11 protein-coding genes are annotated in these 14,617 nt (G+C 64.5%); 2 read left to right on the top strand and 9 right to left on the bottom strand.

Features of this window, described 5'->3' with window-relative positions; genetic code table 11:
- Positions 1 to 9: 9 nt before the first annotated feature.
- The 5 genes from ACFI9K_RS16000 to ACFI9K_RS15980 form a co-directional block, all read right to left on the bottom strand.
- On the bottom strand, positions 10 to 1,191 hold the full coding sequence (locus ACFI9K_RS16000; protein WP_462664409.1) for an alpha/beta hydrolase family protein: 1,182 nt from the start codon (positions 1,189 to 1,191) through the stop codon (positions 10 to 12).
- Positions 1,192 to 1,219: 28 nt separating this feature from the next.
- Positions 1,220 to 2,848 (bottom strand): Na+/H+ antiporter, encoded by a 1,629-nt coding sequence (locus tag ACFI9K_RS15995; RefSeq protein ID WP_462664408.1) that lies wholly within the window; start codon positions 2,846 to 2,848, stop codon positions 1,220 to 1,222.
- Positions 2,849 to 2,926: 78 nt separating this feature from the next.
- On the bottom strand, positions 2,927 to 3,115 hold the full coding sequence (locus ACFI9K_RS15990) for an antitoxin (protein WP_462664407.1): 189 nt from the start codon (positions 3,113 to 3,115) through the stop codon (positions 2,927 to 2,929).
- Between the two features lie 43 nt (positions 3,116 to 3,158).
- The gene (locus ACFI9K_RS15985; protein WP_462664406.1) at positions 3,159 to 5,555 is read right to left on the bottom strand and encodes an HAD-IC family P-type ATPase; all 2,397 of its coding nucleotides are present in this window, start codon (positions 5,553 to 5,555) and stop codon (positions 3,159 to 3,161) included.
- A gap of 58 nt (positions 5,556 to 5,613) precedes the next feature.
- Positions 5,614 to 6,729 carry an MBL fold metallo-hydrolase gene (locus tag ACFI9K_RS15980; protein ID WP_462664405.1) on the bottom strand — a complete coding sequence of 372 codons (1,116 nt, stop codon included), beginning with the start codon at positions 6,727 to 6,729 and terminating at the stop codon, positions 5,614 to 5,616.
- A 94-nt stretch (positions 6,730 to 6,823) separates the two neighbouring features.
- On the opposite strand from ACFI9K_RS15980, the gene htpG reads away from it, so the two are divergent.
- The gene (gene htpG / locus ACFI9K_RS15975) at positions 6,824 to 8,749 is read left to right on the top strand and encodes a molecular chaperone HtpG (protein ID WP_462664404.1); all 1,926 of its coding nucleotides are present in this window, start codon (positions 6,824 to 6,826) and stop codon (positions 8,747 to 8,749) included.
- 60 nt (positions 8,750 to 8,809) lie between these two features.
- On the opposite strand, the gene ACFI9K_RS15970 is transcribed toward htpG, so the two are convergent.
- The 4 genes from ACFI9K_RS15970 to shbA all read right to left on the bottom strand — a co-directional run bounded on the left by ACFI9K_RS15970 (position 8,810) and on the right by shbA (position 13,428).
- Positions 8,810 to 10,456 (bottom strand): purine-cytosine permease family protein, encoded by a 1,647-nt coding sequence (locus tag ACFI9K_RS15970; protein WP_462664403.1) that lies wholly within the window; start codon positions 10,454 to 10,456, stop codon positions 8,810 to 8,812.
- Positions 10,457 to 10,518: 62 nt separating this feature from the next.
- On the bottom strand, positions 10,519 to 11,841 hold the full coding sequence (locus ACFI9K_RS15965) for a methyltransferase family protein (RefSeq protein ID WP_462664402.1): 1,323 nt from the start codon (positions 11,839 to 11,841) through the stop codon (positions 10,519 to 10,521).
- Positions 11,838 to 12,809, bottom strand: coding sequence for a hypothetical protein (locus ACFI9K_RS15960; RefSeq protein WP_462664401.1), 972 nt, complete (start codon positions 12,807 to 12,809; stop codon positions 11,838 to 11,840). The genes ACFI9K_RS15965 and ACFI9K_RS15960 overlap by 4 nt, the downstream gene beginning before the upstream one ends.
- 43 nt (positions 12,810 to 12,852) lie before the next feature.
- Positions 12,853 to 13,428, bottom strand: coding sequence for an RNA polymerase sigma factor ShbA (shbA, locus tag ACFI9K_RS15955; RefSeq protein ID WP_462664400.1), 576 nt, complete (start codon positions 13,426 to 13,428; stop codon positions 12,853 to 12,855).
- 197 nt (positions 13,429 to 13,625) lie between these two features.
- Here shbA and ACFI9K_RS15950 point away from each other — a divergent pair, with 197 nt between their 5' ends.
- A complete protein-coding gene (locus ACFI9K_RS15950) occupies positions 13,626 to 14,573 on the top strand; it encodes an alpha/beta fold hydrolase (RefSeq protein WP_462664399.1) in 948 nt (315 codons plus the stop codon).
- The last annotated feature ends 44 nt before the right edge of the window (positions 14,574 to 14,617 follow it).

Raw genomic sequence — 14,617 nt, 5'->3', positions numbered from 1 at the left:
GTGCGGACCTCATCGCGCGCACGTGCTCGCGGTCGGGACGTTCAGGAACCGTTCGACGAGCCAGTCGACGCCGATACCGTTGGCGGCCAGGTCCGCGTGCCCCTGCTCGGGTTCTGCGCGCAGTTCCACGTCGTCGCCGAGTCCGCAGGCTTTCGCTACCGCGTCGCGGGTCCACTGCGGGTCGATCAGATCGTCGCGCTCGCCGACCAGAACGAACAGCGGAACATCTGTCCGCGACGTCGGCAGTGCGACCGCCGCGAGCCAATCCGCCATCCGATTCGCGGCCCGATCGTCGGCCGGGACGGCATCGGCGGGATCGATGACCGCACCCGCGTCGGCCTTCGAGAAACCGAGCAGATCGCTGCACGCCGTCAGTGCGGTCACGTTGTCGGCGAAGGTGCCGCGGATGTAGTCCGCGCGCTCGGCGCTCGGATCGGTGACGTGGAGGCCCTCGTAGAGAAACGGCACCAGCAACTGACGAGGCAGCGTCTGTTCGGTGTCCGATGCGAAGAACCGCGTCACATCGGCTACAGGCGACAGCGCGGCAACTCCTACCAATTGCAGGCCGTCACCGTACTCCGCCGTGCGTTCTGCGGCAGCCCAGACTGCTTGCCCGCCTTGCGAAGTGCCTATCGCGCCCCATCTGGTGCCGACATCGGGAACCACGTTGCGGGCCGCTCGCACCGCGTCGATGACGTCGTAGGCGGCGGCATCTCGGTCGAGGTAGGCGGGGTCTCCCGGCGTCCCGAGCCCCTGGTAGTCCGTCACCACCACCACTGTGCCGCGCTCGAGGAACGGCGTCACCAATCCGATGGTGCCCAAAAGATTCGGGTACAACGAGGGTGCGCATTCGTCGGTGACGCCGGTCGTGCCGTGCCCCACCGAGACGATCGGCCAGCCGCCCGCAGGCGCAGAACCCTTGGGCACGAACACCGTTCCCGACGTCTGCGTTCCACCGCCGGTCAGCCCGTCGGTGGTGCGGTACACGATCTTCGAGGCCGTCCCGCCCAGATATGCGACACCGATGTCGACCTGGCCCAGCGGCGTCGCCGACACGATGGATCCGCGCTCGTCACCCTCGGGCGCGGGCAGGGCCGCGGGGGCGGACGGCACGGGCTCGGCCACCGGCGCGCTGCAGGCGGCAAGCGCGAACACCAGCGCCGCGGTCGTCGCCAACCCGGTCGACCTCACTGTCTCTGCGCTCCTACATTGCGTTTCTCTACATCGATCGTCGTTCGATGCGGGCCTCGGCCGCAACCTCTTCCACGTCCAGACCATTCAACACTGCCCGCAGAGCCTCGTCCTCCAACTCCCCCGAGTCGCGGGCGGCGATGAGAGCGGCTCGTTGTGCGACCAGCACATTGTGGCGCAACGTATCGAACAACGCCCCGGCCGCCGCGATTCGCTTCTCCCGGTCCTCGGTTTCGTCCGCATCCAACCGTGCCCGCACCGAACGGCGAACCCGATCGATCACTTCGGTCACTCGCTCCCCATCCACTCCGGCGATACCGTCCTTCGCGGCGCGCTCGAGGTAGGTCTCGGCGGCAGTGCGGGCGATGGCCTGCGAGAGCAATCGCTGATTGTCGGTGCGTTGCTTCTCGAGTGGATCGGCGACGTCGAGCCGACGGATCAGCAGCGGAAGCGTCAGGCCCTGCAGCAGCAACGTCCCGACCGCGACGACGAACGCCACGGCCTGGATCACGGCGCGGCCGGGGAACTCGTCCCCCACCACGGTCGTCAACGGCACACCGGCGGCTGCGGCCAGCGTCACCACTCCGCGCATGCCGGCCCACGACAGCACCATGTTCTGCTGCCACGTCAGGCCGTTACCGGCCGACACCTCTCGTCGAAAGATCTTCCGAAACAACGTGTCTCGACCGGAATTGGCAAAGATCCAGGCGGGGCGTACGGCCATGACGACCAACAGCACCACCACGGCGTACGCGAAGACGTGATGGACCGGCAGGCCCTCTCGCTGGACCTCCCGGATCACGAACTTCAGCTGTAAACCCATGTAGGCGAACACGAACGCCTCGAGCAGTAGGTCCAGCGTCGGCCACACCTGACGTTCCTGGACTCGCGTGGTGACCGAGACGTCTGCGGTGACACGCCCCAACACGAAACCGGCGGTGACCACGGCGAGGACGCCGGAGGCGTGTATCTCCTCTGCTGCCAGATACGCCGCGAACGGCAGCACGAGACCGAGCACCGTCTCGAGCGCCGAGTCGGCGATGCGCCGTCGGACGAACCGGACGATGCGCGAGAGGACCAGGCCGACCAGGACGCCACCGACGATTTCGTACAGGAAGAACAACACCGGCGAACCCAGCTCGATGCGACTGCCCGTCACCGACGCCACGGCCAGAGTGAACAGAGTCAATGCGGCCGCGTCGTTCACCAGGCTCTCCCCGGTGAGGATGGCCATCATCCTGGCGGGCAGGCCGAGCTTGCGGCCGACGGCGATGGCCGACACCGCGTCGGGTGGCGCGACGACGGCACCGAGCACCAGGGCCGCACCGAGCGTCAGCTCCGGAACCAGCAGATTGGCGAACCAGCCGACGACGAGCGTCGTCACGACCACCATGACCAGTCCGAGCCGGAGGATCTGACCAAGGTTCCGACGAAAGGTGACGAACGAGAAATCCAGCGCAGCCGAATACAGCAGCGGCGGCAGCACCACACCGAGGATCAGGTTGGGCGAGAGGTCGACGTGCGGAACGCCGGGGACGAACGACGCGATGGACCCGACGGTGACCAGAACGAGCGGGACCTGAAGGTCCAAACGCTTGGCGAAACCGGCGACGGCGATCGCGAAGATGACTACGAGAAGAAGAATCGGTCCGTCCACCCCGACAATTCTGCCGTCAGCCGCACCCTTCGGCGCGACCGACGGCAGCGAATGCCGGAATCGGACAACCGATATGCCCTACTTGTCCGGAATTGCCTTCTTGGCTGCTTCCTGCACCTTGTCGATCTTGTCGGAGTACTTACCGCCGGTCTTGTTGTCGATGAAGTCACCCGCCTTGTCCACGACGTCGTCGATCTTGTCCGAGTTCTCGGCCGCAAGGTCCTTGCCCTTGTCGACGATGCCCTTCAGATTGTCTGCGAAGCCCATGACCTACTCCTACCTCGAGGGGTACAACCGAACACCTGGCAGCTTACGTTTTGTACTGCCGGTTGCGCAGTACCGATCCGAAGCGGTGGGCAACCTCGACGAGCGCGATACCGATGCCGCCGATGATCAACGCGCTCGTGGTGGCACCGACGTTGGAGGGATCGAGCTTGAAGAACGTGCGGCAGAACGGAATTGCGAACAGCAACAGGTACCCGCCGACCGATCCGGCGAGCAGCAGGATCTTCCACCAGTTGTAGGGCCTGGCCACGACGGCCAACACCCACAGCGCGATCATGATCAGCGTGATCAATGCCGTGGTGCTGGCCTGCGTCACCTGGGTCTCGGTGGCGTTCGGACCCGCGTAGACCAGCAGGTAGGAGACGAACGTGCACGAGCCGACGATCAGCCCGGACGGGACGGCCAACCGCATCACCCGCGAGACGAACCCACTGCGCGCTCGCTCGTTGTTGGGCGCGAGCGAGAGGACGAAGGCCGGAATGCCGATGGTGAACCAGGCGGCGATCGTCACGTGCCGCGGCAGGAACGGATACGGAATCGGCTCGAAATGGAAGACCTGGGACAGGACACCGGATATTCCGATGAGAAACGCCAGCAGCACCGAATAGACGGTCTTGGTCAGGAACAGGTTGGACACGCGCTCGATGTTGCCGATGACGCGTCGCCCCTCCCCCACGACGTAGGGCAGTGTGGCGAACTTGTTGTCCAACAGCACGATCTGCGCGACGGCACGCGTTGCCGCGCTTCCCGACCCCATCGACACGCCGATATCGGCGTCCTTGAGAGCCAGCACGTCGTTGACGCCGTCACCGGTCATCGCGACGGCGTGGCCGCGAGATTGCAACGCGCCCACCATCGCTCGCTTCTGATCGGGCCGCACCCGCCCGAACGTCGTCGAGCTCTGCAGGGTGTCGGCCAGTTGCTCGGAATCCTCGGGCAACTCACGAGCGTCGATCGGGGCGTCGCCGCCCGGCAGTCCGAGTGAACCCGCGACCGCGCCGACCGACACGGCGTTGTCTCCGGAGATGACCTTGACCTGCACCTGCTGACTCGCGAAGTACTCCAACGTCTCTCGCGCGTCCTCGCGCACCTTCTGCTCGAGAATCACCAGAGCGCGCGGAGTGACGACTCCCGGCGCATCCGCGTCGTCCACGGCGAGGTCACTGCTGGCGAGCAGCAAGACCCGCAGGCCCTTCGCCCCAGCGGATTCCGCGCGTCGAGCCGTGTCCGAGCCTGGATCGAGCAAGACGTCGGGGGCACCGAGGAGCCAGTTTCCGTGTTCGCCGTAGGACACACCGCTCCACTTCTTGGCCGAGGAGAACGGTGCCACCGCGCTCTGCGTCCACCCCGGTGCGTCGGGATACGCCTCGCCCACCGCCTGCACACTGGCATTGGGACGCGGGTCGTCGTGCGCCAGCGATGCGAGAGTTGCTGTGACGGAATCGGAGTCACGCTCGTCGATCAGTACCAACTCGGACAGCCGCATCCCGTTCTCGGTGAGGGTGCCGGTCTTGTCGGCACACACCACGTCGACGCGGGCCAGCCCTTCGATGGCGGGCAGCTCCTGCACCAGGCATTGCCGTTGCCCGAGCCTGATGACGCCCACCGCGAACGCGATCGACGTCATCAGCACCAGGCCCTCGGGGACCATGGGAACGAGGGCGGCCACCATGCCGTTCAGAGCCGGCCTCAAAGCCTGCCCGCTGGAGAACAATTGGTTGTAGATGATCAGCGCACCGGCCGGGATCATCAGATAGGTGATGAACTTCAAGATCTTGTCGATACCGCTGCGCAGCTCGGACTTGACCAGGGTGAACTTGCTGGCCTCCTCGGCGAGCTTGGCCGCATAAGCATCGCGACCCACTTTCGTGGCTCGATATGCCCCGCTGCCCGAGACCACGAAACTGCCCGAAAGCACCTGCGCTGCTTCGAGTTTGTGCACGGTGTCGGCTTCACCGGTGAGCAACGACTCGTCGATCTCGAGGCTCGCGGTCTCGATCACCTCACCGTCGACGACGATCTGATCGCCGGGGCCCAGTTCCACGATGTCACCGAGCACCACCTCGTCGGGCGGAACTTCCTTCGAGACACCGTCGCGTCGCACCTGGGGCTTGTTCTGGCCGACGATGGCCAGCCGATCCAGCGTGCGCTTCGCGCGGATCTCCTGGATGATGCCGATGCCACTGTTCGCGACGATCAACAACCCGAACATGCCGTCGATCACCGAGCCGGTCGAGAGCACGATGATCAACAGCACACCCAGAATCGCGTTGATGCGAGTGAACACGTTGCCGCGAACGATGTCGCGCACCGATCGAGAGGCACGGGCCGGAACGTCGTTCGACTTTCCCTCGGCCCTGAGCCTGGCAACTTCCGCCTCGGTCAGCCCGGTGTCACGCTGCGCATCGGCGTCGATAGACATGCGTGCAGCCTAGTTGGGTCGTTTCTGCAGGCTCCACTCCTGCCTAGTTGGGATCTGCTCAGCCCAGCCGAGCCCACCAGCGATCGTCGTGCAGCGTTCGCGTGCCGTCTATTCGTTGCCCCGGCATCGGCACCGCCACCTGCACTCCGACGTCCTGCGCGGCAGCGTGCAGCCGCACGATCGGCTCGGACCACGGGTGGAACGCCAGGTTGAACGTGGCCCAGTGAATCGGCACGAAGATGCCCGACGGCGTCAGATCCACGTGGGCCGTGACCGCTTCCTCCGGATTCATGTGGATATCGGGCCACCGCACGTCGTAGGCACCGACGGGCAGAAGCGTCAGATCGAACGGTCCGTACTTGCTGCCGATCTCGGCGAACTTCGGGGTGTAGCCGGTATCGCCGCCGAAGAAGACCCGTCGAACCGGACCGGCGAAGGCCCAGGACGCCCACTGCGTCGAGTCTCGGGTCAACCCTCGCCCGGAGAAGTGCCGAGCTTCGGTGCACGTGACGGTGAGGCCGCCGATGTTCGTCTGCTCGTCCCAGTCCAGTTCGATGATGCGTTCGTCGGGCACTCGCCATTTGCGCAGGTGCGCGCCGATGCCGAGCGGCACCACGAACGGTGCCGACTGCGTGCTCGCCAGCTTCTGCACCGTGGTCTTGTCGAGATGGTCGTAGTGATCGTGAGAGATCACGATGGCGTCGACCTGCGGAAGATCGGTCAGAGCAACGGGAGTCGGGTGCATGCGCGCAGGGCCGACCACGGTGGACGGCGAGACGCGGTTGCTCCACACCGGATCCGCGAGAATGCGGTAGCCGTCGACCTCGACGAGCACACTCGAATGTCCGTACCAGGTGACCGCCAGCTCACCCGCATCCACGGGGGCAATCGGAGGGGCCAACGGAATGGCGCGTTGCGGTCTGCCCTTGCCCCGCTCGGTGAACAGCGAGACGAGAATGTTCTTCTGCCCCTTCTCGCCTCGGCCCGGCACGAAGCTGGAACTGGGATCGGAGTTGTGGAATCGGCGATCGCGATACCGCGGGGAGCCGGCCGCATACGGCGAGATCTGTACCCGTCGCGCACCGATTGCCGACGGGAGTCCCCACAGAGCGCGCGCCAACCATGCCCCACCCACAGCTGCGGACACTCCTGTAACCCACTTGGTCTTCGTCACGGCCACCACAGTAGGCGGCTCCGACGTCTGCGCAGCTCACCCGTAACCTTGCCGTAGAATATTCGCGTCGGTTTTGCTGCTAGAAGGGGAGACATTGAGTACCGAACAGCTCGAATTCCAGGCGGAGACGCGCCAGCTCCTGGATCTGATGGTGCACTCCATCTACTCCAACAAGGACAGCTTTCTCCGTGAACTGATCTCGAACTCCTCGGACGCGCTGGACAAGCTGCGCCTGGAGTCGTACCGCAACAAGGATCTGGACGTCGACGTCTCGGATCTGCACATCGAGATCGACATCGACTCCGGTGCCCGCACGCTGACGATCCGCGACAACGGCATCGGCATGTCCCGCTCCGAGGTGATCGACCTCATCGGCACCCTCGCCAAGTCGGGTACCGCCGAAGTACGCAAGAAGCTCAAGGAAGCCAAGGATGCGGCCGCGTCCGAGGAACTGATCGGCCAGTTCGGCATCGGCTTCTACTCCACGTTCATGGTGGCCGAGAAGGTCACGCTGCTCACCCGCAAGGCCGGGGAGAGCACGGCAACCAAGTGGGAGTCCACCGGCGAGGGCACCTACGAGATCACCGACGTCGACGACGCCCCCCAGGGATCCTCGGTGACGTTGGCACTCAAGCCCGCCGACGAGGAAGACCACCTCCACGACTACGCGTCCGAGCGCAAGATCAAGGAACTGGTCAAGAAGTACTCGGACTTCATCGCGTGGCCCATTCGCATCGACGTGGAGAAGCGCGTCAAGAGCGAAGAAGAGGGCGGCGAGGACACCGTCACGATCGAGACCGAGACGATCAACTCGCAGAAGGCACTGTGGACCCGCTCCAAGGACGAGGTGTCCGAGGACGAGTACAAGGAGTTCTACAAGCACGTCAGCCACGCCTGGGACGAACCGCTCGAGGTCATCCCGTTCAAGGCCGAGGGCACGTTCGAATACCAAGCGCTGCTGTTCATTCCGTCGCAGGCACCGTTCGACCTGTTCATGCGCGAGAGCAAGGCCGGCGTACATCTGTACGTCAAGCGCGTCTTCATCATGGACGACTCGCAGGAACTGCTGCCCGAGTACCTGCGCTTCGTCAAGGGTGTCGTGGACGCAGCGGACCTCTCGCTCAACGTCTCTCGCGAAATCCTGCAGCAGGACCGGCAGATCCGCGCGATCCGTCGACGCCTGACCAAGAAGGTGCTCTCGACCGTCAAGGAGCTGCAGAGCGAGCAGCCCGACAAGTACAAGACGCTGTGGTCGCAGTTCGGCACGGTCCTCAAGGAAGGCCTGATCTCCGACTCCGACAACCGCGAAACCCTGTTGGGCATCTCGTCGTTCGCGTCCACCAACTCCGAAGAGGGTCTGACCACTCTGGCCGAGTACGTGGACCGGATGAAGGACGGCCAGCAGCAGATCTACTACATGACCGGTGAATCCCGTCAGCAGATCGAGAGCTCGCCGCACATGGAGGCCTTCACGGCTCGCGGTCTCGAGGTGCTGCTGCTCACCGACTCGGTCGACGAAGTGTGGGTCGGCAACGTCACCGACTTCGACGGAAAGTCGTTCCAGTCCATCGCCAAGGGCGAGGTGGACCTCGACACCGAAGAGGAGAAGAAGGAGTCCGAGGCCAAGCGCGAGGAGCAGGACAAGGAGTTCGCGGACCTGCTCACCTGGCTGACCGACACCCTCGGCGAGGACGTCAAGGAGGTACGTCTGTCGACGCGCCTGACGACGTCACCGGCCTGCGTCGTCGGTGACGAGTTCAGCTTCTCCCCGCAGCTCGAGAAGATGTACAAGGCGTCGGGACAGTTCGTACCGACCTCCAAGCGCATCCTCGAACTCAACCCGAACCACGACCTGGTGACGGGACTGAAGAAGGCTCGCGAGGATCGCAGCGACGATCCGCACCTCGCCGAAACCGCCGAATTGCTCTATGCGACGGCACTCATGGCCGAGGGCACCGAGCTCAAGGACCCGGCGAAGTTCTCCAAGCTGCTCGCCGATCGGTTGACGCGCACCATCTGAGCGGCTGCGCCGCATGTGAGCGTGGAGCCTGCGGGTCGTTCCGCAGGCTCCACTGCTGGGTCACTGTTCCGGCAGGATGTGCTCCCCCGTCTTGTCGGTACTCAGCGACAGCGAACTGATGTACTGCTTCTCACCGTCGGGCCCGGGCACGTTGGACGCGATCATGTCGGGTCGCTCGAATTCCATGCCGCTCACGTGGCACATCACGAGCTCGTCCGACGGGTTGCCGTGCTCGTCGAACATCGGCAGATCGATCCCGTCGTCGGTGCGGCGCAGGTAGTACTTGCCCTTGGTCGCCACCGCCAAGATGGGCGGAAGCACCAGTGCGAGAACGAGAGCCACGATGGGCGAATACGGTTTGATCGCAGATCCGAAGGCCCCGAAGAACACGAGGATCGACAGGACGGCCGACACCGCCATCGATCCGAAGCCGACCGGGTTGATGTTGTAGAGCATGCCGCGTCGGAACTCGGGCACCTTGGGCGAGAGCCTCAGGATGTACTTGTTGAAGACGATGTCCGAGGCCACCACCGCGATCCACGCGATACCGCAGTTGGCGTAGAACCCGAGGATGCTGTTGAGGAAGTCGAACATGTTGGCTTCCATCAGAATCAGCGCGATCGCGAGATTGAACAGCACGAACACCATGCGACCCGGGTAGGTCTTGGTGATGCGGGTGTAGGAGTTGGTCCACGCCAGCGACCCGGAATACGCGTTGGTCACGTTGATCTTGATCTGGCTGATGACGACCAGGATGACCGCGAGCGTCATCGCGAGCCAACCCGGCATGAAGTTCTCGTAGATCTCCAGGAACTGATGCACCGGCTCGTTGGCGATGGTGGATCCGTCGACGACGTTGGCGATCAGGTACACGGCGAGAAAGAGACCGACGACCTGCTTGAGCGCACCGAAGATGACCCAGCCCGGACCGGCGAGAAGTACTGCCGTCCACCATCTCCGAGAGTTCTCCGGAGTTTTGGGTGGCATGAAGCGCAGGTAGTCGATCTGCTCGGCGATCTGCGCGATGAGCGAGAGACACACACCGGCGGCGAGCATGACCGACCCGACGTTGACGCCCTTGCCGTCGGCTCCGTCCTGCCCACCGAAGGCGAAGAACTCCCCCACCGAATCGGGATTGCTGATCACCAGGTAGACGAACGGCAACACCATCAGGACGAGCCACAGCGGAGTGGTCCAGACCTGAAGTTTGGCAAGAGCTTTCATGCCGTAGATGACCAGCGGGATCACCATGATCGTCGAGACCGCGTACCCGATGGGCAACGGGATGCTCAGCCCCAGTTCGAGTCCCTGCGCCATGATCGAACCTTCGAGCGCGAAGAAGATGAACGTGAACGTCGCGAAGATGACGTTGGTGACGACGGACCCGTAGTACCCGAATCCGCTTCCCCGCGTGATCAAGTCGAGATCGATGTTGTAGCGGGCGGCATAGTAGGCGAGCGGAAGCCCGGTCAGGAAGATCACCACGGCAAAAACCAGGATGCCCCAGAGTGCATTGCCGGTTCCGTAGGAGATTCCGATGTTGGCACCGATGGCGAAGTCCGCGAGATAGGCGATCCCGCCGAGCGCGGACGTCGCGACGACACCGGTTCCCCATTTACGGTAGCTACGCGGCGCGAAGCGCAGCGTGTAGTCCTCGAGCGTCTCTTTCAGCGCGGTGTCTGTCGGCGCAGGCTGTACGGCGGTCATGGCTCAGTAACGTAGAACCGCAACGTTGCCGCAGTGTCTTGCGTGTGTGTAGCTACTGTTACTCAATCCGGCGTTTCGGACACGCGCCTCGGAATCGATCGCGGAGCGCCCCCACACGCGTCGGTCACCAGAGCGATCACACTCGCCAGTATCGGTGCTCGCATCAGCCAACCCAGCACCGCCCAGCCGAGGGTCAGATGCTCGAGTGCACATCCGATGGCCCGAGTGCCGTCGGCGACGACGCATCCGTCGGCGCTCTCGTAGCGAACCCGCCGCAGCGCGTCCGGATGGTCCTCGGCGGCCGCGATCACCAGCCCCGCCGACGAACGACGGGCGAACCACGGACCGACCGCACTACACGGATCGCACGTGACCGACGCGTACAGCGTGCCCGACGCGCGGTCCGGCCGCGCGTGCCATCGGGGCAACCAGTTGCGAACCTGCGATCGGTGTTCGGTCCAGGCCGGTCCGAACCGGGCCGTCAGATGACTCGTCTCGTTCCACGCCGCGATGCCGCTACTGAATGCGGCCCCGGCCACCGCAGCGAGAATCAGCGCCGGCGCACCGAACAGAACTGCGCACGCAACGAGAATCAACACCGCACACAGCTGCATCGGATTGCGCACGAACGCATAGGGTCCCGACGTGACGAGACGAGTGGGCGGATCCCAGGGAAACGGCGTTCCGTGGCCGATGATCGCGAAATCCCAAACGGCGCGCAGGGCGACGATGCCCAGCACAGCGATCACCTGGATGGTCACCGAATCCAGCAGACCTCCCATCCCGGCGAGTACACCTGCCCACGATTTCCCGGTCGCCTCGAACGCGATAGAGGGAATCACGAAGACCAGCAACGATGCGAACAGCGCCATCTGCAGCACTACCCGGACCCGCAATGCGCGCCGAGTCGCCGTCAGGATGCCCAATGCCGTTGCCGGGACGAGACATACGAGAACGGCAACCGCTTCGCCCCACCACCACGCCGGTGCCAGGACCACCAGGGGCTCGAGACTGCCCATCACCAGAACGTCGGCAGTGACCAGAACGGCGACGACGAGCAGCTGATTCACCCACCGCGACAACAGGATCGGTACCGCTCCCCACAGCAACGCCCAACCGAACATCACATCGATCGGCACCTCGAACCATTCGAGACCGTCGGTCCCGAAAGTCCACCACCCCAGGTGAACCGCAAGCGCGTTGACGGGCAGCAGACTCACGGCGCACCACAGCAGGGCCAATACCGCGGCACCCCGCCCTTTCACATCCGCTCCGACACCCCACAGACCCGCTGTCCACAGCGCCGCCACCGAGATCAGCGGTACCAGCACCACCGCCGACCGCAGTGCCGCGATATCGAGGCCGGTCTGCATCGAAGCGCTCACCCCTCGAGGTCGAGCGAATCCAGGAGATAGCCCGCTGCCCGCTCGGCCACGACGCGCTCGATGGGGCCGAAATACCAGGCGGGCGCCAATTCGCGGTCGAAGTTCAGCGTCCACGTCACCGCGGTGCGGCCATCGCCCTGCTCGGACCAGCCGATGTCGATCGTCTTCCAGGTCAACCACGTCGCGAGCGGGGTCGTGTCCGAGACCACGCGCATCCGAACCGATGTTGCGCTCCGCTCGGTCACCTCGAGCGTCAACGCGGACGACTGCTCACCCCAGTGGTGGGTGGACATCATCGCGGGCCGATGGTGCGCCCCGGCGAACTCGACGATGCGTCGATCGCCGACCTGCGAGCCCTGCACGTCGTCGTGCTGCGGTTCCGGAAACCCCCAGGACAGAATGCCCGACGGCGCGACCTCGTGGAATCTCAGCGGCGACCCGACGGCCGAACCCACCTCGTCGGAGGAGGCGTCGAACACCCGGGTTGCCGAGACCGTCGAGTCCGTAGGGAAGGTCGTCATCGGCAGCACACCCTCGGTCGCCATGACGAGTACGAGCACGGGCAGAACCGAGATCTGGAGTGTGCTGCCGCCCTGTCGCTTGAAGTAGGAGATCAGACCCGCCACGATGATGGCCACACCGTAGAAGATCGGTGCCGCGAAGATGACACAGATGAAGCCCTCACCCAGCACGATCATCGACAGCAAAAGACATACCGTCACCACCTTGACCGTCGTGCCGATGACGCTTCCCCACGGTGCCGACAGCACCACGACGATGGCCAGCACGGTAGGAATGCCGACGTAGAAGGCGGCGGTCTGCTCATGACCGGTCTTCTGCAGCAGCGTGCGGACGATCACCGCCACGGCGAGGGCCAGCACGATGGCAGCCAACACCCACTGCTGGCGGTTCGGTCGGTGCGGCTCGCTCGGAACGAACTGCGGCTCGGGTCCCCCTGTACCGGTCATTGTGACAGTCGATCACACGGAGGGGCACCTCGAGGCAGAAGAGTCAGGCGGCTGCGCCGGCTTCCAGCAGGGAGAAGTTGGACAGTTCCGCGCGAAGCATGTTCATCGCGCGATGCTGGGCCACCCGTACCGCACCTGCCGTCATTCCCAATGCTTCGCCAGTCTGCGGTGCAGTCAGGCCCCACACGACGCGCATGAGGATTATCTTGCGGTACTTCGTCGGCAGGGTGTCCATCAGCGCCTGTGCATGACTGCGCAGTTCGCCGCCGAGGGCGAGCTGCTCGGGGCCTGCGTCCTGAGACTGTTCCTCGGGCATTTCGTCGATGGAGAATGTCTGTCGCAGTACCGATTTGCGTCCGGCGTCGGCCAGCTTGTGGGAAGCGATTCCGTACACGAACGCCATGAAGGGCTTGCCCATATCGCGGTACTTGGGAATCGCGGTGACCAACGCGAGGCAGACGTCCTGCACCACATCGTCGGCGGCGACATCGAGATTGCCGATCCGCGCGGCGCAGTATCTGCGTACCGGAGGCTGGATCAACACGAGCACCTGCTCGAGTGCTGATCGGTCTCCCGCGACAGCGTGCGGTACTACCTCTTCGAGCCTGTCCACGCCCATGGCCGATCTCCTCACTGGCAACGCGCGTCCTCTCCTGAACGCTCATGAGTGCTTCGGCGCAGATTCCCGTTCGGCTTGGTCGCAGTGGGTACCACATCTGAAAAAAATGTGACTCAGGTAACACGGTGTGTCTGCGGAGCGAAGTACCGGACAACGAACCCGTCGCAGCACGTGACCCTCACCCCCGCGGAGCGCACATGAACACCAGCGAGCAGATCCATCAGGTCGGTCGCCGCAGCACCGTCGCTGCCGCTGATGGCACCGCCCTGGCTGTTCGGGAATTCGGATGCTCGGATGCGCCGCTGACCGTGGTGTTCGTGCACGGCCACTGCCTGCGCATGCAGTCGTGGACCGATGTGCGACGAGAAGTGGAGCGCACCTGGGGAGACGACGTCCGAATCGTCATGTACGACCACCGCGGTCACGGGGAATCGAGTGCGGCCGTCCCCGAGAACTGCACAATCGATCAACTCGGCGAGGACCTGGCCGATGTGATCCGCGCTGTCGTGCCGGTGGGGCCGTTCGTTGTGATCGGACACTCCATGGGTGGAATGACTGCGCTCTCCTACGCTCGTCAATACCCGGATGCCATCGGATCGCGTCTGGTCGGGGTCGGATTGATCGCAACGTCCGCAGGCGGGATCACCGACGACGGGCTCGGCAGCTGCCTCGCCCATCCGGCCGTGGCGGTGTTCCAAGCGGCTGTTCGACGCGCCCCCCGGCTGATGTCCGGTGCCAAGAAGCTCAGTCGAGGCGTCTGCGCACCGATCGTCAGGACAGCAGGCTGCGGATCCCGAACCGTCAGCCCACGAGTGGTCACGCTGGCGACGGCCATGCTGGGCGAGACGTCCATCGTCACGCTGGCGGGGTTTCTCGGGGCATTCCGTGGTCTCGACGAGATCGCCGGCCTGGCAGCGCTGGCGACGATTCCCACGTTGGTGCTGTGCGGCTCGGACGATCTGATGACGCCGATGCGCCACTCGGAAACCCTGGCCTCGCACCTCCCGGGCGCACGGTTGGTACGCGTCGCGCAGGCCGGACACATGGTGATTCTCGAACGAGCACACGAGGTGGCGAACGACATCGTCGAACTCGTGACGGCAGCCAGACGCGCGCACGTGTCCGATCTCGCGCTGGCGCGTTAGACCCGAAGACGACTGTGGCCCACACCGGACATCCGGTGTGGGCC

It is taken from the genome of Rhodococcus sp. PSi06 (assembly GCF_054960675.1).
The sequence above is the reverse complement of the archived record's forward strand: the minus strand, read 5'-3'. Positions and strand labels throughout refer to the sequence as shown.

Excerpts from the sequence above, each read along its gene's own strand:
- ACFI9K_RS15950 (WP_462664399.1), top strand. The coding sequence starts at position 13,626 with ATGAACACCAGCGAGCAGATCCATCAGGTCGGTCGCCGCAGCACCGTC.
- ACFI9K_RS15990 (WP_462664407.1), bottom strand. The coding sequence starts at position 3,115 with ATGGGCTTCGCAGACAATCTGAAGGGCATCGTCGACAAGGGCAAGGAC.
- ACFI9K_RS15985 (WP_462664406.1), bottom strand. The coding sequence starts at position 5,555 with ATGTCTATCGACGCCGATGCGCAGCGTGACACCGGGCTGACCGAGGCG.
- ACFI9K_RS15960 (WP_462664401.1), bottom strand. The coding sequence starts at position 12,809 with ATGACCGGTACAGGGGGACCCGAGCCGCAGTTCGTTCCGAGCGAGCCG.
- ACFI9K_RS15970 (WP_462664403.1), bottom strand. The coding sequence starts at position 10,456 with ATGACCGCCGTACAGCCTGCGCCGACAGACACCGCGCTGAAAGAGACG.
- shbA (WP_462664400.1), bottom strand. The coding sequence starts at position 13,428 with ATGGGCGTGGACAGGCTCGAAGAGGTAGTACCGCACGCTGTCGCGGGA.